Source organism: Arthrobacter sp. AL12 (genome assembly GCF_029960645.1).
Lineage (GTDB): Bacteria > Actinomycetota > Actinomycetes > Actinomycetales > Micrococcaceae > Arthrobacter.
In genome coordinates, this window is the sequence record NZ_JASBQY010000001.1 from 1 (window position 1) to 21,540 (window position 21,540).

Consider the following 21,540-nt stretch of genomic DNA (forward strand, 5'->3'; position numbering starts at 1 on the left):
TGGTTTACTGATAACCAATTGACCTCGGGTGTTGCATCGACCCCTTGAATCCGCCCTGGGGACGGTTGCGCGTCGCCGCTAGTGGGCAGATCAGGGCGGATGCGGGGAGCGAATGCGCCCTGATCTGCCCACGGGGCACCGATCACGGGCCCGGGCCCGGGCCCGGGAACGGGGAACCATTGAAACCGCAGGTGGCCGGGAATAGTCTCTCTGTGTCTTCACCACCCGAATAAATCCGTCGGCCTGCCGGCACGCCCCCGGGCCGCAGAGCAGAGAAGGAGCCCACTATGCCTACACCGGACCACACCAACGGCGCGCCATGCTGGATCGACCTCATGACCTCCGACACCGGAAAGGCCAAAGCCTTCTATGGGGAGCTCTTTGGCTGGACCTTCGAGACGGGCGACCAGGAGAAGTACGGCGGGTACATCATGGCGGCGAAGGACGGCAAGCCCGTTGCCGGCATGATGCAAAAGGACGGGACCATGGCGGGCATGCCGGACATCTGGAGCACGTACCTGCGCTCGGATGACGCGGCGGCCACCGTGCAGGCCGCGGCCCGGCACGGTGGACAGGTCTATCTGGAGCCCATGGACGTCCCTGACCAGGGCCGCATGGCGATGATCGCCGATGCCACCGGGGCATCCATCGGCGTGTGGCAGCCCGGCGAAATGAAGGGCTACGGGCTCGCGGCCGAACCGGGCACCCCTGCATGGCATGAACTGCACACCAAGGACTACGGCACCGCTGTGAAGTTCTACCAGGACGTGTTCGGCTGGGACACGGACGTCATGAGTGACACCCCTGATTTCCGGTACACCACCCTGGGCGCCGGAGATGATGCCAAGGCCGGGATCATGGACGCCGCGGGCTACCTCCCGGCCGAGGTCCCGTCGAACTGGCAGGTCTACTTCGCGGTGGCCGACGCTGACGCCGCCGTCGAGAAGGCCGTGGCCACGGGCGCCCGGGTCGTCGACGGGCCGGAGGACAGCCCGTTCGGGCGGCTGGCCACGCTGGCCGACCCCACCGGCGCGATGTTCAAAATCATCGAAGATACCGCGACGTCAGGTGCCGCCGCCAGGCCGCAGGGAACCTGAGCACCCGGGCGAACCCCAGCAACACCTGAAGAAAAACTTCGGGAAATCCTTCCGTAAAACTGCCCCCGGGAATACCGGCCAGCCGCTTCACAGGCGATTACTGGCCGGTATTCTTTTTGCCATGCCCGCCGCCTCCGCGCCGGGCAGGCCCGAACTGACGCAGGTCAGAAGCTGCACCAACTCCGTCGCTGGGGCGCACCGTTGGTGGCCCGTGACGGCTGTGACGCGTTCCGCTGGGGGACGTCTCGCCGAATGCACATGCAAGACATGCAGTGTTCATTCACCCCTGTTTTGATGTGCCGGGACCTGCTTGACCAGGAGCAGGGACCGGCGGCCCGCCGCATCACTCGGGCACCTTCCACCAGCCCCTACCCGGGCACCTAATGAGAGTTAGAGCGGATGAAACACATACCTTGGAAGACCGCGCTGGGCACAGCCCTGTCCGCGGGGCTCATCGCAGCCCCGCTGGCGGCCGTGCCGGCGTTCGCCGTGGAGGCCACCCCGGCCGCGGCTGGCAGCTCGCCGGTGATCATCAACGAGGCGTACCTCAGCGGCGGCAGCGCCGGAGCCGCCTTCAAGAACAAGTTCGTCGAGCTGTACAACACCTCCGACGCCCCGGTCCCGCTGGACGGCTGGTCCCTCCAGTACCGCAACGCGACGGGCACCGGCGTTCCCGGAAACGTCGTCCCGCTGACCGGCAGCATCGCCGCCAAGAGCTTCTACCTGATCAAGGCGACCGGCAACAATCCCACGACGTCGACGGCGCCGGAACTCCCTGCGGCCGATCTGGACGCAGGCTCCAGGTTCGCGCCCAGCGGCACCACCGGCACCATCCTGCTGGCCAAGCAGGCGACAGCCGTCAACCCGCTGGCCACCGGCTCGGTCATCGAGCCCGCCAACGTCGCTGATCTGGTCGGTTACGGGACCTCCAACACCTTCGAGACCGGTGCAGCCACCGCGCCGACAAGCAATGCCGACGTCAAGAGCTTCAACCGCAGCAACGGCGTTGACAGCAACAACAACTCCGCGGACTTCACGCTGAACGGCACCATCACCCCCAAGGCCCCGAACGGTGCAGCCACCCCGGCCGATCCTCCCGTCGACCCCGGCCCCGTCACTCCCCCGGCAGCCAGGACCATCGCCGAAATCCAGGGCGCCGGCACCGCGAGCCCGCTCGTCGGGACCTCGGTCATCACCCGCGGCAAGGTCACCGCGGCCTTCCCCACCGGCGGCTTCGCCGGCTACTACATCCAGACCCCCGGCACCGGTGGAGACCTCACCCCGGCCAACCACTCGGCGTCGGACGCCCTCTTCGTCTTCTCGGCCGCCACGGCCGGTTCCGTGCAGATCGGCGACTACGTCGAGGTGACCGGCGCGGTCAGCGAGTACTTCGGCATGACCCAGGTGAGCGTTGCCGCCGCGGCGGACCTGAAGAAGCTCACCGAGGCCGCACCCGAGGTCAAGGCCACCGGCTTCGCCCTCCCGGCGGAGGAGGCCTTCCACGAGGCGCTCGAAGGCATGCTGCTGACCCCGCAGGGACCGGTCACGGTCACGGACAACTACTCGCTGAACCAGTACGGCGAAATCGGCCTGGCGGGCGGCACTACCCCGCTGGAGCAGCCCACCGCCGTCGCGCCCTACGGCTCCGCCGAATACACCGCCACCCTCGCCGCCAATGCCGCCCGCGGCATCAAGCTCGACGACGGCGCCACCACCAACTTCCTCAAGGACGCCGGCACCAAGGCCCTGGAGTTGCCGTACCTGACCACCGCGGACCCCGTCCGCGTGGGCGCACCGGTGAATTTCAAGACCAACGTGGTGCTCAACTTCGCGAACGGCTCCTGGAAGTTCCAGCCGCTGACCCATCTGACCCCCGCCAATGCAGAGGCCGTCCAGCCCGTCAGCTTCGGCGCGACCACCCGCACGGAGGCCCCTGCGGCCGTGGGAGGCAACCTCAAGATCGCCTCGTTCAACGTGCTCAACTACTTCCCCACCACGGGTGACCAGCTCACCGGATGCACCTACTACACGGACCGCGCCGGCAACCCGATCACCGTCCGCGGCGGCTGCGACGCCCGCGGCGCGGCCAACGCCGACAACCTCCAGCGCCAGCAGGACAAGATCGTCGCCGCCATCACCAAGTCCGGCGCGGACGTCGTGTCCCTCATGGAGATCGAGAACTCGGCGCAGTTCGGCAAGAACCGTGACGACGCCCTGGCCAAGCTGGTCGATGCCCTGAACATCGCCACGCCGGGGATCTGGGACTACGTCCGCACTCCTGCCAACGCACCCCCGCTGGCCGACGAGGACATGATCCGCACCGCCTTCATCTTCAAGAAGTCCGCAGCGGAACCGGTGGGCGAGTCCATCATCCACAACGACACCGCCGCGTTCGCGAATGCCCGCAAGCCGCTGGCCCAGGTCTTCAAGCCGGTCGGCGCCGCCGAGGACAAGAAGTTCATCGCGATCGCCAACCACTTCAAGTCCAAGGGCTCAGCCGCCACCCCGGAGGACACCGACAAGGGCCAGGGCGCCTCGAACCTCGCCCGCACGGCGCAAGCCCGGTCCCTCCTCGCGTTTTCCAACGAGCTGCAGACCGCCAAGGGCACCGACAAGGTCTTCCTGATCGGTGACTTCAACGCCTACGCCAAGGAAGACCCGATCAACGTCTTCACGGGGGCGGGCTACGTCAACCAGGACGAAAAGGCCCGGAACGCCGATGGTTCCGCCAAGCACTCCTACCTGTTCGGCGGCCTGGTGGGCTCGCTGGACCACATCCTCGCCTCACCGGGCGCCAATGCCGTCGTCACCGGCGCGGACATCTGGAACATCAACTCCGTAGAGTCCGTGGCCCTGGAGTACAGCCGCTACAACAACAACGTGACCGACTACTACGCGCCGGACCAGTTCCGGGCCAGCGACCACGATCCGGTGGTGGTGGGGCTTGATCTGCCCGCCACTCCCGCCAGCGTTGAGCTGAACTTCCTGGGCATCAACGACTTCCACGGCCGTACCGATTCCAACACCGTGTTCTTTGCGGGAACGATCGAGAAGCTGAGGGCCGCTGCTGCCCCCGGTGCCACGGCATTCCTCTCCGCCGGGGACAACATCGGCGCTTCGCTGTTCGCTTCGGCCGTCGCCAAGGACCAGCCGACCATCGACGTGCTGAACGCCCTGGAGCTGCGGACCTCCGCCGTGGGCAACCACGAGTTCGACGGCGGCTGGGCCGACCTGCGCGACCGCGTCATCGCGGGCGGCAGTAACGCCAAGTTCCCGTACCTGGGCGCCAACGTCTACCGGAAGGGCACCACCGAGCCGGTCCTGCCGGAATACACCGTGCTGGACATGAAGGGCGTCAAGGTCGCCGTGATCGGCACGGTCACGCAGGAAACGCCGTCCCTGGTCACCCCTGCCGGCATTGCAGACCTTGAGTTCGGCGACCCAGTCGACGCCATCAACCGCGTCGCCGCGAAGATCAAGGCGGACAACCTGGCCGACGTGATCATCGTGGAAAACCACGACGGCGCCGGTTCCGGTGCGCCCGAAGGCTCCACCCTGGAGCAGGAAGTCGCCGCCGGCGGCCCCTTCGCCAGGATGGTCACCGAGGTCACCCCGGATGTCGCCGCGATCTTCAACGGCCACACCCACAAGCAGTACGCGTGGGACGCCCCGGTTCCCGGCGCTGAGGGCAAGACCCGCCCGATCGTCCAGACTGGCAACTACGGCGAGTTCATCGGCCAGATCCGGCTGACCATCGACACGGCAACCATGGCGGTCACCGGCTACACGGCCGGCAACGTCAAGCGCACCACCTCGGCCGACCAGCCGGCGGACGACCTCGTGGCCGCCTACCCGCGGGTCGCCGCCGTCAAGACCATCGTTGACAAGGCCCTGGCCGGCGCGGCAGTGGTCGGCAACCAGCCGGTCGGCTCGGTGAGCGCGGATATCACCACCGCATTCACGCCCGCCACCGCCACCACCCCGGCAACACGCGATGACCGTGCCAGCGAGTCCACCTTGGGCAACCTGGTCGCGGATTCCCTGGTGGATTCGCTCCAGACACCGGAACTGGGCGGCGCCGAGATCGGCGTCGTCAACCCGGGAGGCCTGCGCAACGAGCTGTACTACGCGCCGGACGGAACCATCACCTACGCCGAGGCCAACGCGGTCCTGCCGTTCGTAAACAACCTGTGGACCACCTCGCTGACCGGCGCGCAGTTCAAGACGCTCCTGGAACAGCAGTGGCAGACCAACCCGGACGGTACGGTTCCCAGCCGTGCCTACCAGCAGCTCGGCCTGTCCAAGAACGTCAACTACACCTACGACGCCGCCCGCGCCGCCGGCGACCGGATCACCTCGATCCGGGTCAACGGCGCGCTGATCGACCCGTCACAGTCCTACCGGATCGGAACGTTCAGCTTCCTTGCAACGGGCGGGGACAACTTCCGCATCTTCAAGTCCGGATCCAACACCAAGGACTCCGGACTGGTGGACCGCGACGCGTGGATCAAGTACCTGCAGGCCCAGAGCCCGGTCTCGCCGGACTTCGCCCGCCGATCCGTTTCCGTGGTCAACACCACAGCGGCCGAGGTCAAGGGCGGGGAAGCCATCACACTTGCCGTCTCCAAGCTGGACCTGACCTCGCTGGGCAGCCCTGTGAACACCTCGCTGCGCGCCGAGTTCACGGATGCGAACGGCACCGTCACCGCCCTGGGCACGGTCCCGGTTTCCGCCGGTGCCGCCACGGTGGATCTGAAGGTTCCCGCCGGCGCCGCGGCCGGTCCGGGCACCCTGGTGCTTACCGCCGTCGAATCCGGAACCGTGGTGAAGACCGCCGTCCTGGTGGCAGCCAGCGTCCCGGTCCCGCCGAAGTGCACCGCGCCGGTTCCGCCGACGAAGTGGTACGACTTCAAGGGCTGGATCAGGTACACGGTTGCCTGGCTCCAGTACCAGAAGTGCCTTGGGGGCTAGCGTCCCGGCCCTGACCCAGTGAGCATGCCCTCCCCCGGGCTGCAGCACTGGACATATAGCCCACATGTCCATTGCCCAGCCCGGACGGAGGGCATGCTCATTTCTTGTGGACCCGGACGGAGGGCATGCTCATTTTTCGGGGCGTGCGGGGCGCGCCCACCTAGCGTCCGAGGATGGCCCGGGCAATCTCGTCCGCGTCCCGCAGCGTTCGCTGGCCGCTGCGGTACACCGGTCCGCTCTTCTGCCGGGCCTCGGCCGCGATGGCGGTTCCCCACTGCACGGCGGACAGCTGCAGTCCCAGCACATACAGGCCCTCGGTCACCGAGCCGTTGGCGCCCAGCGGCCGGTAGGGATGCGCCGCCACGTCAAGCCCGGACGTCGGCACCGGCGCCCCCTCCACCGTCATCATGTGCCGCGGGCGGACCAGGCCTTCGGCGAGCAACTGCTCCAGCAGGGGCGACTCGTTGACGGGGACTTTATTGGCTGGCGCCAGCGCCTCGATCATGGCCACGGCCTGCACGACTTCCCCGGGACCGTCTTCCGCGCTGTTCCCGACCCATGGCGAGACCGCCGTGAAGGTCCCCGCCTTGCGGTCCACGCCGAACTTCGGGTCCGGGCCGACGAACCGGACGACGCCGGCGCTGACCAGGGCCGCGAGCTGTTCGGCCCGCAGCGCCGGCGGACCACTGGCCAGGCCTTCCACAAAGGATTCAAACCAGCCGCGCAGGCCCGCGACCCACGATCCATCGGTGATCCCGCCGTCCGCGACGGCGGTCTTCAGCACGGCCCGGCCGTGGTGCAGGGCGCCGATGGTCATCTTCACCGGGTCGTCCTCGCCGAGGGCGGAACGCCGGGCGTCGTCGAGCAGATACTCCACGACGGCGTTGTCCAGTTCCGCGCGGGAGGCGAACGACCTTCCGGCCAGCGGTGCCGCGAGTCCCAGCAGGTTGAGCCGGTGCGCGGGACGGACGTGGATGTCCAGCACGTCCCCGAGCAGGTCGTCCCATTTCGCGGCGGAGTGCGCGTGCGGGTGCAGGGCTTCCTCCAGCGCCGGCAGGAACTCCTTCGGATCGGTCAGGATGGCGCCGGGCTGCGAGCGCGCCAGCGTCGTGTAGTAGGCCCAGAGGGCGTCGCGGTGCAGGAGGGGCCAGAGGTCATGGTCGAACGCAGGCCGGATGCCCGCCTCCGCGAATTTTGCCACGGCGCTTTCGGTGCAGTACCTCAGCGTTACGGCCTCGGGGTAGTAGCCGGCGAGGGTCGCCTTGGCCCGGTACGGGGTGCCGCGCCGGGAGGCCGCGATGATGAGCGGTTCACGGCCGGAGGGAAGGTAGCTGAGTCCGCCGTCCTCTCCGGGCAGGAATTGTCCGCCGCGGCCTTCGGTCAGCTGGCCCATCGCATCGAAGAAGTTCAGGCCCATGCCGCGCACCAGCACGGGCTTGACCGCCGGCACCAGCGCCCAGTCGACGTCGGCCGGAGCCGCCGGCGGCAGGTACAGCAGCCCGAACTCTTTCGCCGCGGCCCGGAGTTCGCGTTGTTCGGGGTTGAGCCGCGATTCCAGGTGGCCGAGGGCCAGGACCACGGAATCGACGGTGAGGACCGCGCCGTCGGCCAGGCCGACGGCGAACCGCACTCGCCCGTCGTCCCCCGGCCCGGGCACGGCCGCGTGGCGGACGGAGGTCGCCGTCGTGTTGTGGAAGTCCACGGTGGCGCCGGCCGGGAGGCGGGACAGCAGCTCTTCCAGGGTGGAGCGCAGGTAGCGCCCGTACAGGGCCCGGCTGGGGAAGTCCGCGGACCCCAGCCCGGAGAGTTCGTCGCGGTCCTCGGCGGTGAGGGAGGGATGGGGCTGGTGCTGCTGCAGTTCCCGCCAGCGGTCGAAGGTGTGGCCGGCGAGCGGCCGCGCGAGGTCGGGGTCCTCGGGGATGACGGTGGGATAGAACGACTGCGTGTTCATCAGGTACAGCCGGGACTGGCCGGGCTGCCAGACGTGTCCCGGCCCCGCGGGATAGGGGTCGATGACATCAATGTGCAAGGTGGAGTCCGGCCCGGCGGGCACCCAGTTGGCGAGCAGCCGCTCCAGCGCGCTCGTGCCCCGGGGGCCGGCGCCAATCACTGCCGTCCGGATGCTCTGCGATATGCCCACGGCATCCAGCGTATCCGCTACCGGCACACGGCCCGGACCTGCCCGATGTCCCCGGCACCGGTTCCGCGGGGCTTCGGCTTGACTTGCTACTGGCGCGTTGATGTTGCTTGGATGGAAAAATGACCACCACCGAAGCTGCTCCCCCGCCCGAGTCCGACCGTCCCGCCGCGGACACCGCGAGCGCCACGCCCGAACCCGTTGACGAGAACATCTGGCTTGAGGAGATCTACGGCGAGGAACAGCTGGCCTGGGTCCGGGAGCAGAACGCCCGGACCGAGGAGCTGCTGGAGGACGCGGAGTACACCGCGCTGGAAGGCAGCATCCTGGAGGTGCTGGACTCCACCGACCGGATCGCCATGGTGGGCAAGCACGGCGACTGGTACTACAACTTCTGGAAGGACCGGGACAACCCGAAGGGCCTGTGGCGGCGGACCAGCTGGGACAGCTACCGCAGCGGGGCTCCGGAATGGGACGTCCTGCTGGACGTGGATGCGCTGTCTGCGGCGGAAGGCCAGGAATGGGTCTTCCACGGCGCCAACTTCCTGCGCCCGGCCGCGGGTGAACCGCACCGGCTGGCGCTGCTGGCGCTCTCCCCCGACGGCGGCGACGCTAACCGCTACCGCGAGTTCGACGTCGAGTCCCGCCACTTTGTGGATCCGGCCGCCGGCGGCTTCGACCTGCCGACGGCGAAGGGCAACGCCTCCTGGCTGGACGCCGACACCCTGTTGGTCTCCTCCACGGCCGAGGGGCTGCCCGCCACCACGTCCTCCTACGCCCGGACCGGCGTCAGGCTGCGCCGCGGCGAAACCCTGGCCACGGCGGAACGGCTGTTCGAAATCCCCGAGGACCACATGATGGCCCTCGTGGCGCACGACTCCACCCCGGGGTTCGAGCGGACCTTTGCCGTGGACTGGATCAGCTTCTTCGAGCGGACCACCTCGGTGCTGCGCGGCGGCCGGTGGGTGCAGCTCGACGTCCCCGTGGACGTCAACCTCAGCGCCCACCGCGACTGGCTGCTGTTCCGGCCGCAAAAGGACTGGACCGTCGGCGCCGCGACCCATCCGGCAGGATCCCTGCTCGCGGCACCCTTCGAGGATTTCCTCGCCGGCAGCCGGGAACCGTCCGTGCTGTTCGCCCCGGATGCGCACACCTCCCTGCAGTCCTGGAGCTGGACGCGGGACTTCCTGCTGCTGAACCTGCTCCGCGATGTCTCCTCGGAGATCCGGGTCCTCGATCCGCAGGTGCCCGGGACGGACACCGCGTGGGCCTCCACGGTGCTGGATGCCTGCCCGCCGCTGCACGACGTCAACGCCTACGCCGTCGACGACGAGGACAACGCCAGCGGCTCGGATGACGACACGGACGATGACGGTACCGACGGAGTAGGCCCGGTCGCCGACCAGGAGGCTCCCGGCGCGGGGAACGACTTCTGGCTGGTGGCCACCGGATTCACCACGCCCAGCACCCTCACCCGCGGCACCCTCAAGCGCGCCGCCCGGGGCGGCGTGGACAGCACGCACGAAGTGATCCGGACCTCGCCGTCGTTCTTCAACGAAGACGCCTACGAGGTCCAGCAGCACTTTGCTGTGTCCAAGGACGGCACCCGCGTTCCGTATTTCCAGGTGGCCTCCAGGGACCTGGTGCTGGACGGCCAGAACCCCACCCAGCTCTCCGGCTACGGCGGCTTCGAGATCTCCCGGACCCCCGCCTACAGCGGCGCGGTCGGCCGCGCCTGGCTGGAACGCCGCACCCGGGAAACCGCCGGGCACGAGGGGGATGCCCCGCCCACCCGCGGCGGCGTCTACGTCGTGGCCAACATCCGCGGCGGCGGCGAATACGGCCCCGCGTGGCACCGCGCGGCGCTGCAGGAGAAGCGGCACCGGGCGTACGAGGATTTCGCCGCCGTGGCCGCGGACCTGATCTCCCGCGGAGTGACCTCCCGCGAGCGGCTCGGCTGTGTCGGCGGATCCAACGGCGGTCTGCTGGTGGGGAACATGTTGACCGCGTATCCGGAGCTCTTCGGGGCGGTCTCCTGCGGGGTCCCGCTGCTGGACATGCGCCGCTACTCCAAGCTGTCCGCCGGGTACTCCTGGATTGCCGAATACGGCGATCCTGACGTTCCCGAACAGTGGGACTTCATCAAGACGTTCTCCCCGTACCACCTGCTCAGGGACGGGGTGGACTACCCGGAGACGTTCATCTGGACGGCCACCTCTGACGACCGCGTGGGCCCGGTCCAGGCACGGAAAATGGCCGCCCGCATGCAGGCGATGGGCATCCCCAACGTCTGGTTCCACGAGGCGCTGGAAGGCGGCCATGCCGGCGCGTCGGACAACCGGCAAGCCGCGGCGCTGCAGAGCCGCAGCCAGCACTTCCTCTGGCGGGCCCTGGCCGGGCGCGGCGCCTGAGCCGCCCTCCTCCCCCGAAGAGCAACGCGGGGTCACTCCGCGCCCATGCGCCGCCCCCACATCGGCCGGAAAAGACCCCGCGTTGCTCGTTTTGCACTGCATGGCCCCTTCTGCGTATCCTTGGTTGGCTAGTTAATAGCAAATGGAGACGTGCCAGAGCGGCCGAATGGGCTTCACTGCTAATGAAGTGTGGGGCACAACTCCACCGGGGGTTCAAATCCCCCCGTCTCCGCGTTTGGCCCCGGTCCCTGGACCGGGGCCTTTTGCGTACCCGGGCGCGTCCGTGTGCCGGACACCGGACGCCTTTCCCGCCGCCCGGATGGCAGGATTACCCCATGTCGAGCAACAACGCGTTTGACGCGATCATCGTAGGCGGCGGCCACAACGGCCTGGCCGCGGCCGCATATCTGTCCAAAGCCGGCCGGAAGGTCCTGCTGCTGGAGAAGCTGGACCACCCGGGCGGTGCCGCGGTGTCCGCCCAGGCGTTCGACGGCGTCGAGGCGCGGCTCTCGCGGTATTCCTACCTCGTGAGCCTGCTCCCGCAGCAGGTCATCGACGACCTGGGGCTGCGCATCCGGCTGGCCCGGCGCCGGTATTCGTCCTACACCCCCGACCCGCACGACGGCGGGAGCGCCCTGCTGATCGACAACGGCGATGCCGCGGCCACCGCGGCGTCCTTTGCCGCCGTCGGGGCTCCCGCCGGCGAATTCCGCGCCTTCACCGAGTTCTACGCCGGCTGCCGCCGCCTCACCGAGGCCCTCTGGCCGACCATGACGGCGCCGCTGCCGACCCGCTCCGAGGCCAGGGCCTTCGCGGCCGGGGCCGGGGCGGCGGAGGCGTGGGATGCCATGATCGAACGGCCCCTCGGGGATTCCATCGCCCGGTCGCTGCAGCACGACCTGGTCCGCGGCGTGGTGCTGACCGACGCGCTGATCGGCACCTTTGCCCGGGCCGGCGACGCGGACCTGCAGCAGAACATCTGCTTCCTGTACCACCTGGTCGGCGGCGGGACGGGCGACTGGGACGTTCCGGTGGGCGGGATGGGCGCGGTGTCCGGGGAACTGGAACGCTCCGCCCGGGAGGCCGGGGCGACCATCCTGACGTCCGCGGAGGTCACCGCCGTCCGCCCGGGAGGTGTGGTCAGCTACCGGCACCACGGGGCAGAGCACACGGCCGCCGCGTCCTGGGTCCTCGCCAACGTGGCCCCGGTGGTGCTGGACCGGCTCAGGAGCTCCGGGGCCCCCGACGGCACCGCACCGCACACCACACACAACCCGAACCACCTCCGGGAGGGCGCCCAGGTCAAGGTCAACCTGCTGCTCAAACGGCTCCCCCGGCTGCTGGACCCGAACGTCAGCCCGGAAGCAGCCTTCGGCGGGACCTTCCACATCAACGAGACCTGGTCGCAGCTCGACGCCGCCTACCTCGCCGCCGCGGCCGGAACCGTCCCGGACCCGCTGCCCTGCGAGATCTACTGCCATTCCCTCACAGACCCCAGCATCCTGTCCCCGGAACTGCAGGCCGCCGGGGCGCAGACCCTCACCGTGTTCGGCCTGCACGTCCCGGACCGGCTGATCACAGCGGAAAACAATGACCGGCGCCGGGCGGAACTGCAGGCCGCGGTCCTGAAGTCCCTGAACTCGGTCTTGGCCGAACCCATCGAGGAGCTGCTGCTGTCCGGTCCGGACGGGCAGCCCTGCATCGAAACCAAAACCACCCTGGACATTGAACGCGCGGTCGGCATGCCGCGGGGCAATATCTTCCACGGCGGCCTCGACTGGCCCTTCGTCGAGGACGGCGCACCGCTGGAGACCCCGGCGCAGCGCTGGGGCGTCGCAACGGATGATCCGCAGCTGCTGCTCTGCGGCTCCGGTGCCCGGCGCGGCGGTGCCGTCAGCGCCATCGGCGGGCACAACGCGGCCATGGCAGTGCTGGAATCCGGGCCGCGGGACCCCGGGCCGCGGAAATCAGGCCCGCTGGAGTCCGGGCCGCGGAACTCCGGCCGTGCCCCGCAGGGCTGAACCTGGCACCGCGGCGGCCCGCGCAGGAGCCAGCCCGCGCCGCCTGCCGGCACACCGGCGGAGCAGTGAAGTCCACGCCTGGCCCTGCTCGTCGCGGCGACGTTTTTTATGAGTTCCTGGACGGCACAGTCCTGACCACCGCGATCCCCAGCATCGCGGTGGTCTCGCTGCTGTGCGCGCTCAGCCCGGACCTGACCACGCTGACCCTGAGCCGGCTGCTGCAGGGCGCGGGCCGCGCCATGATGGTCCCGGTGGGCACCCTCGTGGTGCTCCGCGGAACGGCCAAGAAGGACCTGCTCCGCGCCACCGCCTACCTGGTGTGGCCCGGGCTGCTGGCGCAGGTCCTCGCTCCGCTGGTGGGAGGCGCGCTCACCACGTTCCAGTCCTGGCACTGGATCTTCCCTAATCAACCTCCCGCTGGGGTTCGAGGCGTTCCTCGCGGCGCTGCGGCTGGTCACGGCCGTCTGGTGGATGCGGCGGGCCCCGCTACCCCCTGTCCGACCTCGGGGTCTTTTCCGCCCGGACGTTCCGCGCCACGGCGACCGGCGGCTTCATCCACCGCCTCACCATCAGCGCCGCGCCCTTCCTGCTGCCGCTGATGTTCCAGAACGGCTTCGGCTGGGATCCGCTGCGCGCAGGGGTTCTCGTCGCGGCGGTGTTCATCAGCAACATCGGGATCAAACCGGCCACGACCCCGCTGATCAGGGTGTACGGAGCCGGCGGCCCGCTGCTGGGCGGGGCGGGGCCGCCGTCGGGGATCCGGTGGCACCGTACCGGGCGGCGTTCCTGGTGCTGGCCGTGGTCATGCTCCTGAGCACTTTGGACAGCCCGATGCTGCCCCGCCACGCCGGGGCCGAGGTCAGCCGGCCTGGCCAAGCACCAGCGGCAGCACCGCGCCGGCGCCGGCGAGCCTGAGGGCCCGGCCGGCGACGGTTACGGTCCAGCGGCTGTCGACCAGATCGTCGATCAGCATCACGCTCTGGCCCTGGATCCCGGCCAGGGCCGCTTCCAGGTCCGGCCCGACCACGAGGCGGTCCCAGACCCCGGCAAGCCGGTAGGCGCTGTTGCCGCCGCGTCCGCCGGTCGGTCCGCCGTGCTCGAGCTGCAGCTGCCCCAGGTAAGGGATCCGGCCGATCTCCGAGATGCCCCGGGCCAGCGAGTCCACCAGCGCGGGCTTGCCGCGGGACGGGACGCCGATGATGGCGGCGGGCCGGCCGGCACCGCTCCAGCCGGGAGTGCGGGGGTCGCCGGCGCCCCACTCGCGCAGTACCTGGACGCAGGCCTGCAGCATGCCGGGGTCCACGGTGCGGTCGGGGGCTCCGGCCGCGAAGGCCTCGCGCAGTGCGCCGCCCCAGCCCAGGTCGGTAAGCCGGGCCAGCGCACGGCCGGCCGCGACGCTTTCCTCGGGCTTGATCTTGCCCTTGACGGGCACGCCGAGCCGGTCCATCCCGCTGGGCCACTGCAGCCGGGGTTCCAGCGGGACACCGGCGCGGCTGAGCGTCTGCCCGGCGGCTTCGGTGGCCGCGGCGGCAATGTCCGCCGGGAACCACTGTCCGGCGCAGTTGTCGCAGCGGCCGCAGGCGCGGGCGGTCTCGTCGTCCAGGACCGAGGTGATGTATTCCATCCGGCAGCCGGCGGTGTCCTGGTAGATGACCATGGAATCCTGCTCGTCCACCCGGGCCTCCGCGATCCGGCTGTACCGCTCGGCGTCGTAGGTCCACGGCTGGCCGGTGGAACGCCAGCCGCCGCCTACCCGCTCCACGGCGCCGTCGACCGCCAGGACCTTCAACAGCAGCTCCAGCGGGGTCCGGCGCAGATCCACGCGGGCCTCCAGCGCCACGGTGGACACGGCGGTCCCCGCTTCGGCGAGCGCCGTCAGCACCGCGCCGGCCTTCTCCTCCGACGGCATGGACGCGGTGGCGAAGTACTGCCAGATGTCCCGGTCTTCGGAACCGGGCAGCAGCAGCACGTCGGCGTTGGCGGCCCCACGTCCGGCACGGCCGACCTGCTGGTAGTAGGCCACGGGCGAGGACGGCGCCCCGAGGTGCACGACGAACCCGAGATCCGGCTTGTCAAAGCCCATGCCGAGGGCGGAGGTGGCCACAAGGGCCTTGACCTGGTTGTCCTTGAGCAGCTGCTCGGCGCGTTCCCGGTCCGCGGGATCGGTGCGTCCGGTGTAGGCGAGCACCTCGTGGCCGGCTTCGGCGAGGAGCCGTGCGGTGTCCTCGGCGGCGGAGACCGTCAGGGTGTAGATGATGCCGCTGCCGGGCAGGTCTTTGAGGTGCGTGAGCAGCCAGCCGAGCCGGTCGCGGGAGTCCGGCAGCCTCAGCACGCCGAGCCGCAGCGATTCACGGCCCAGGGCGCCGCGGATGGTCAGCACGCCGGCGCCGAGCTGCTCCTCGATATCGTGGACCACCCGCGAGTTGGCGGTGGCGGTGGTGGCCAGCACCGGAACCGACTCCGGCAGCTGGGTGATCAGGTCCGCGATCCGCCGGTAGTCGGGACGGAAGTCGTGGCCCCAGTCCGAGATGCAGTGGGCCTCATCGATGACCAGCAGCCCGGTGCGGCGGATCAGCTCGGGGAGCTGGTTCTCCCGGAACGAGGGGTTGGTCAGCCGCTCGGGCGAGACCAGGAGGACATCGACCTCATCGGCCGCGAGCTGTTCGCGGACGGTGTCCCATTCCAGCTGGTTGGCGGAGTTGATGGCCACGGCCCGGACCCCGGCCCGTGCCGCGGCGGCGACCTGGTCACGCATGAGAGCCAGCAGCGGGGAGACAATCAGGGTGGGCCCGGCGCCGCGGCGCCGGAGCAGCAGGGACGAGACAAAGTAAACGGCCGACTTTCCCCAGCCGGTGCGCTGCACGACGAGGGCCCGCCGGCCGCCGTCGACCAGGGCCTCGATCGCCTCAAACTGGCCGTCATGGAACTCCGCGGCCGGGTGCCCGACCAGCTCGCGCAGCACTTCCTGGGCCTGCTCCCGGGTCCCGGCGTCCGCAGCGGCACCGGCGGAGCCGGCGCCTCCGGAAGGACCAGCGGAAGCGGAAAGGACTGCAGCGTTCTGGTTATTGGCCATTGGTTCAGTATCCCAGCCCCCTCCGACAGCAGCGAAGCCGCGGGCGCCGCTATGTGGACAATCACAGCGGATCCGCCCGCGGTCCGGCGGCCGGAACGCCCCACGGACGCCCCGTCACGGCAGGATCCGCCCGTCCACGTAAGATTCGGCGGTCCACGTAAGATAAGACGCGTGACTATGGACCAGACAAAGAATTTTGACCTCTCGGCCTCCTTCAAGGCCTACGACGTGCGCGGCATTGTCGGCGAATCGATCACCGCCGAAATCGTCGAGGCGGTGGGCGCGGCGTTCGTCGACGTCCTGGCGCTGGAGGGCGAAACGGTGCTGGTGGGCGGCGACATGCGCCCGTCCTCCCCCGAGTTCAGCAAGGCCTTTGCCAACGGCGCCGCCCGGCGCGGGGCCAACGTCCAGCTGCTCGACCTGATCTCCACCGATGAGCTCTACTACGCCTGCGGCTCGCTCAACGCGGCCGGTGCCACCTTCACCGCCAGCCACAACCCGGCGGAGTACAACGGCATCAAGATGTCCAAGGCCGGTGCCGAGCCGATCTCCTCTGAATCCGGGCTCAAGGAAATCCAGGCCCGCGCCGAGGAATACCTCAACGCCGGGTCCATCCCCGCCGCCCCCGTGCGCGGCCTGATCGGCGTGCACGACGTCCTGAAGGGCTACTCCGAGTACCTGCGCAGCCTCGTGGACCTCCGCGGCACCCGTCCGCTGAAGGTCGTCGTCGACGCCGGCAACGGCATGGCGGGCCTGACCACCCCCGCGGTGCTCGGCGACGCCCTGCTGCCCAAGCTCCCCCTTGAGATCATCCCGCTGTACTTCGAGCTCGACGGCTCCTTCCCGAACCACCCCGCCAACCCGCTGGAGCCGGAGAACCTGCGCGACCTGCAGGCCGCCGTCGTCGAGCACGGGGCTGACATTGGACTGGCGTTCGACGGCGACGCCGACCGCTGCTTCGTTATCGACGAAAAGGGCGAACCCGTCTCACCGTCCGCGATCACCGGCATGGTGGCCCGCCGCGAGATCGGCCGCGCGCAGGGGCTCGGCGAGGCCAACCCCACCGTCATCCACAACCTGCTGACCTCCCGCGCCGTCCCGGAACTGGTGGAACGCAACGGCGGCCGGGCAGTGCGCACCCGGGTGGGCCACTCCTTCATCAAAGCGGTGATGGCCGCAGAGGGCGCCATCTTCGGCGGCGAACATTCCGCCCACTTCTACTTCCGCGACTTCTGGAACGCAGATACCGGCATGCTCGCCGCCATGCACGTCCTGGCCGCACTCGGCGAACAGGACGGCCCGCTGTCCGAACTCGGCCGCGAATACGAGCCGTACATGTCCTCGGGCGAGATCAACTCGGAAATCGAAGACAAGGCCGGCGCTGTGGAACGGGTCCACCTCGACTTCCATGCCGAGGACGTCGAGGTGGACTACCTGGACGGCAGCACCTTCATCGCCACGGACGGCAGCTACTGGTTCAACCTGCGGCCCTCCAACACCGAGCCGTTCCTCCGCCTGAACGTCGAGGCAACGGACCGGGCCACGATGGAGCGTGTCCGCGACCGCGTCCTGGCACTGGTCCGGGGCTAGAACCGTGTCGGAACGACAGGCGGCCCCCGCCGCTGAGACACCTTCTGCGACCGCCTCTGCCACCGCTGGCGAGACCGCCGGGTCCTGGCGCGGCAGCGTCCCGGAGTCCAGCGCCACCGACCTGGAGAACCTGCTCGGCACCGGAGTCGGCGCCGCGCAGGAGCAACTGGAGCGCAACGGCGGCTTCCTGCCGTTCGCCCTGGTGGTCGAGAACGACGGCGAGGTGCGGCTGGTAGCCGTCACCCCCGCCGACGCACGCGAGGGAACGGACGCGGATTTCGACGCCGACTCGATGATCAGCGACCTCACCGAACTGCTGCGCCAGCACCGGGACGAGTTCCGCGCGGCCGCCGTCGTGTGTGACATCACCCTGCTGGAGGAAGCCTCAGACGCCATCCACGTCGCCGCGGAGCACCGGGACGGTTCCCTCTTCGCCGCTGTCCTGCCGTACGCCGCGAACCCCGCGACCCGTGAGCTGGAATTCGGCGAGCTCTCCGCTGATACGAACGAGCCCGGCGTCTGGGTGGACTAGACCGCCCGTAAACTGGTGTCATGAAGATCAACGCCTTCGCGGATGTGAGCCTGCGCGCCATGATGGTGCTCGCAGCCGCCCCCGACGGCGGCCTCCTCACCACGCAGAGCATCGCCGACGCCGTCGCGACGCCGTACAACCATGTCAGCAAGGCAATGGCGAAACTGCGCGAGCTGGGAATGATCGACGTCGAACGGGGCCGGCACGGCGGCTCCCGGCTCAGCAGCGCCGGCCGCGCCGCCACCGTTGGCCAACTGCTGCGCCGGCTGGACACCCGCACGGACCCGGCCGACTGCGTCGCGGCCGACCGGGCATGTCCGCTGATCAACGAATGCCGCCTCCGCGGAGCCCTCTCCCGGGCCCGCGAGGCTTTCTACCGCGAACTGGACGACATCGTCGTCGCGTCCCTGCCGACGTCCCGGCAGATGGAACCGGTCTTCCAGGCGATCGGCCTGCGCCCCGGCCTCTGAGCCAGCGCCCACGCCGCCTCAGCTCCGTCGCCCAGACTGCGCCGCCCGCACACTGTCGCCCGGCCCGCCACGCCCGGGAATCCCCTCGATTTGAACATGCGTTCTACGCCCTGTAGAACTGAGGTACAAATACTTGCATTTCAAATGCATGTATTTTCGACGGTCCGGTTCAGACCCCGGGCCACTATCTCAGGAGTCAACATGCTCTCGGACAAGTCCTTCCCGGTCATCGAGGCCACCCTCCCGCTGGTCGGTTCCCGGATCGGTGAAATCACCCCCAAGTTCTACGCCCGCCTCTTCGCGGCGCACCCCGAACTGCTGGACGGGCTCTTCAGCCGCTCCAACCAGCGCAACGGCAACCAGCAGCAGGCCCTGGCCGGAAGCATCGCCGCTTTCGCCACCCACCTGGTGAACAACCCCGGCACGCTGCCGGAGACCGTACTCGCCCGCATCGCCCACCGCCACACCTCCCTCGGCATCACCGAACCGCAGTACCAGGTGGTCTACGAGCACCTCTTCGCCGCCATCGCCGAGGACCTGGCCGAGGTCATCACCCCCGAAATCGCCGAAGCCTGGACCGAGGTCTACTGGCTCATGGCGGACGCCCTGATCAAGCTCGAAAAGGGCCTCTACGCCGCACAGGCCAACAGCGTGATGTGGAGCCCGTGGCGGGTCGCCGCCAAGACCCCCGCCGGCACCGGTTCCATGACCTTCACCCTGGAACCGGCCGACGACACCCCCATCACCCCCGCCCTCGCGGGCCAGTACGTCAGCGTCAAGGTCACAGTCCCGGACGGACTGCGCCAGGTCCGCCAGTACTCGCTCTCCGGCGACGCCGGCACGAGCCGCACTTTCACCACCAAGATGGACGACGGCGGCGAAGTCTCCCCGGTCCTGCACAACACCGTCCAGGTGGGCGACATCCTCGAGATCTCCAACCCCTACGGTGAGATCACCCTCAAGGAAGGCGACGGCCCCGTGATCCTGGCCTCCGCCGGCATCGGCTGCACACCGACCGCATCCATCCTGCGCTCCCTCGCAGACTCCGGCTCGGAGCGCCAGGTCCTGGTCCTGCACGCGGAAAGCGACCTGGAGTCCTGGGCGCTGCGCAGCCAGATGACGGACGACGTCGAACGCCTCGACGGCGCCGACCTCGAGCTCTGGCTCGAGCAGCCGGTCGCCGGAACCAAGGAGGGCTTCATGTCACTTCGCGAAGTCGACCTCCCGGCCAACGCCTCGCTCTATCTCTGCGGTCCGCTGCCGTTCATGAAGAGCATCCGCAACGAGGCCATCAACGCCGGCATCCCGGCCACGAAGATCCACTACGAGGTCTTCGGCCCGGATATCTGGCTCGCCAGCTAGTTCTCCCACCCCCGGTGGGCAGTTCGGGGCGCATGCAGGCCCGCCATCCGCCCTGAACTGCCCGCGAGGCGCGCTCCCTGGAGGAATCCGGAAGACACCGACGGCGGCCCCGCACCTTTTTCAGCAAAGGTGCGGGGCCGCCGTCGTCGTGAGGTGTGCTGCGCGAAGACAACCGCGCGGAGTGTCAGGTCGCCGACGGCACTCCGGTGATTGTGTGGCCGAAGCGCAGGAGGTTGCCCGGGTCGTAGCTGGACTTTGCGGCCCTCATCCGTTCGTAGACCGCGGGCGACCAGGCCCTCGCCCGGTCAGTTTCGTCACCGGGCTCGCCGTGGAAGTTGACCAGCGTGTACCCCGTGGAGTGCGGAGCCATCTCAGCCAGGACCCCGCGGATGGAGCCGGCGACCGCCTCGGCGACGGGCGGCATCTTGAACCCGAGCAGGAACAGCAGGAACGCCGCGTCACGGCCGGACACGGCGTCCGGCAGCGCCCCGGCCCGGGCCAGGGCCCCGCCGAGCGGCCGGATCTCGACGAGGAGCAGCGGACAGTCCGAGCCGTCGCCGGTGAGTTTTAGCAGGTCCGCGGCGGTCTCCTCGCCGAGGTCTTTCAGCAGCGCTCCGCCGGCCGTGAACGGGAGCGGATCCGCCGGGTCCATATGGATCTGGTCAACGTCGAGATAGCTCATGGGCCCGGCCGTGTCCATCAACGGCGACGAGACCGCCCGCATCGGGGCCAGCAGTACGTCGCCGTCCTCACGGGTCCCCAGGAAGGCGAACCGCAGATGCACCACGAACTGGCCCCGCAGCGGCGCGGGGACAAAATCCATCTCCGGAAGCCGGAGCAGGGAGATGGAGGGCGAGGCGATGTCCGGCAGCGTGGGCAGCCACTCCCGGAACGCGGCCAGGATGTCGGCCGCATCCGCCCCGGGGTAGATGATCCCGCCGCCGTAGAACTCACCCAGCGGAAAGAGGCTGAACTCAAGTTCGGTCACGATGCCGAAGTTGCCCTTGCCTCCGCGCATAAGCGCGAACAGTTCGGCTTCGGCCTCGGCGTCGATCCGGCGCAGCGCGCCGTCGGCGGTCACGACCTCCATGCTGCGGACATGGTCCGCCGCAAACCCGTGGGCTCGGCCCAGCACGGGCAGGCCGCCGCCGAGGGTGTAGCCCACGACGCCGACGTCGGTGCTTGAGCCGTGCAGTCCGACCAGCCCGAGCGGCACGCTCGCTGCCAGGACACTGCGCCACTTCACCCCGGCCCCAACGCGTGCGGTGCGCTCGACCGGATCGATCTGCAGTTCCTGCAGGCGCCGCGTGTTGATGAGCAGGCCACCCTCCACCACCGAGTCAGCGCCGTGGCCGGTGGACTGGACCGCAACCGGGAGCCGCCGTTCCGCCGCCCATTTCACTCCGGCTGCGACGTCCTGTGCGTTCTCTGCCCCCAGGACAACGTCGGGCCGGTGGACCGTGGCGGCGTTGAACGCGCGCGTCTCGGCCGCGAATTCGGGGCTGTCCGGCAAGGTGACCGGGCCGCTGACAGCCTTGGACAGGGCGTGGATGTCGTCGGTGACAAGCATGCTGGGCTCCTGTGCGCCCGCTTGGTGCGAGCAGGTTGGGGGCACGGCAGCGCACGCGTGGAATTACCCCAGCACCCTCTCCAGTCGGCGGACGGCCCGGCTGATGAATGCATTTGAGACTAGGGTCCCCTCCGGATGCGGTCTAGGGACCTAAGTCCCGGCGCCCGGCTCCTCCGGGAAGAACCTGGACAAAACTATGCCGGGGAAAGCACTTCGCAGCCCGCCCGGCGGGCAGATCGGGGCGAACGCGCGCCCCCGGCGGGCAGATCAGGGCGCACACGCGCCCCCGGCGGGCAGATCAGGGCG

General features: G+C 69.4%; 11 protein-coding genes, 1 tRNA gene and 1 pseudogene. 10 read left to right on the forward strand and 3 right to left on the reverse strand.

Annotation, left to right across the window (positions count from 1 at the left end; translation table 11 throughout):
• Positions 1 to 287: 287 nt before the first annotated feature.
• On the forward strand, positions 288 to 1,097 hold the full coding sequence (locus QK291_RS00005) for a VOC family protein (RefSeq protein ID WP_282377916.1): 810 nt from the start codon (positions 288 to 290) through the stop codon (positions 1,095 to 1,097).
• Between the two features lie 399 nt (positions 1,098 to 1,496).
• Complete coding sequence (locus QK291_RS00010; protein WP_282377918.1) at positions 1,497 to 6,068, forward strand: ExeM/NucH family extracellular endonuclease; 4,572 nt, start codon at positions 1,497 to 1,499, stop codon at positions 6,066 to 6,068.
• Between the two features lie 160 nt (positions 6,069 to 6,228).
• Here the strand turns inward: QK291_RS00010 and QK291_RS00015 are convergent, their stop codons facing one another.
• Positions 6,229 to 8,208 (reverse strand): FAD/NAD(P)-binding protein, encoded by a 1,980-nt coding sequence (locus QK291_RS00015; protein WP_282377920.1) that lies wholly within the window; start codon positions 8,206 to 8,208, stop codon positions 6,229 to 6,231.
• 119 nt (positions 8,209 to 8,327) lie between these two features.
• Between QK291_RS00015 and QK291_RS00020 the strand changes: the two genes are divergently transcribed.
• From QK291_RS00020 to QK291_RS00035, 4 genes and pseudogenes are all read left to right on the forward strand, one after another.
• A complete protein-coding gene (locus tag QK291_RS00020) occupies positions 8,328 to 10,616 on the forward strand; it encodes a prolyl oligopeptidase family serine peptidase (protein ID WP_282377922.1) in 2,289 nt (762 codons plus the stop codon).
• A gap of 144 nt (positions 10,617 to 10,760) precedes the next feature.
• Positions 10,761 to 10,848: transfer RNA gene (locus tag QK291_RS00025), tRNA-Ser, on the forward strand.
• Positions 10,849 to 10,951: 103 nt separating this feature from the next.
• A complete protein-coding gene (locus QK291_RS00030) occupies positions 10,952 to 12,637 on the forward strand; it encodes an NAD(P)/FAD-dependent oxidoreductase (protein ID WP_282377924.1) in 1,686 nt (561 codons plus the stop codon).
• Positions 12,638 to 12,715: 78 nt separating this feature from the next.
• Positions 12,716 to 13,552: pseudogene (locus QK291_RS00035) on the forward strand (MFS transporter).
• Here the strand turns inward: QK291_RS00035 and QK291_RS00040 are convergent.
• Positions 13,497 to 15,710 carry a RecQ family ATP-dependent DNA helicase gene (locus QK291_RS00040; protein WP_282377926.1) on the reverse strand — a complete coding sequence of 738 codons (2,214 nt, stop codon included), beginning with the start codon at positions 15,708 to 15,710 and terminating at the stop codon, positions 13,497 to 13,499. The pseudogene QK291_RS00035 and the gene QK291_RS00040 overlap by 56 nt on opposite strands.
• 171 nt (positions 15,711 to 15,881) lie before the next feature.
• Between QK291_RS00040 and QK291_RS00045 the strand changes: the two genes are divergently transcribed.
• The 4 genes from QK291_RS00045 (at position 15,882) to QK291_RS00060 (ending at position 19,664) form a co-directional block, all read left to right on the forward strand.
• Entirely contained in the window at positions 15,882 to 17,300 is a 1,419-nt protein-coding gene (locus tag QK291_RS00045) for a phosphomannomutase/phosphoglucomutase (protein ID WP_282377928.1), read from the forward strand.
• Positions 17,301 to 17,421: 121 nt separating this feature from the next.
• A complete protein-coding gene (locus tag QK291_RS00050) occupies positions 17,422 to 17,832 on the forward strand; it encodes a hypothetical protein (protein WP_282378879.1) in 411 nt (136 codons plus the stop codon).
• Between the two features lie 20 nt (positions 17,833 to 17,852).
• Positions 17,853 to 18,302, forward strand: coding sequence for an Rrf2 family transcriptional regulator (locus tag QK291_RS00055; RefSeq protein ID WP_282377930.1), 450 nt, complete (start codon positions 17,853 to 17,855; stop codon positions 18,300 to 18,302).
• Between the two features lie 201 nt (positions 18,303 to 18,503).
• Positions 18,504 to 19,664, forward strand: a complete 1,161-nt coding sequence (locus tag QK291_RS00060) for a globin domain-containing protein (RefSeq protein WP_282377932.1) — start codon at positions 18,504 to 18,506, stop codon at positions 19,662 to 19,664.
• Positions 19,665 to 19,848: 184 nt separating this feature from the next.
• Here QK291_RS00060 and QK291_RS00065 read toward each other — a convergent pair whose 3' ends face one another.
• Positions 19,849 to 21,234 carry an FAD-binding oxidoreductase gene (locus tag QK291_RS00065; RefSeq protein WP_282377933.1) on the reverse strand — a complete coding sequence of 462 codons (1,386 nt, stop codon included), beginning with the start codon at positions 21,232 to 21,234 and terminating at the stop codon, positions 19,849 to 19,851.
• Between the last annotated feature and the right edge of the window lie 306 nt (positions 21,235 to 21,540).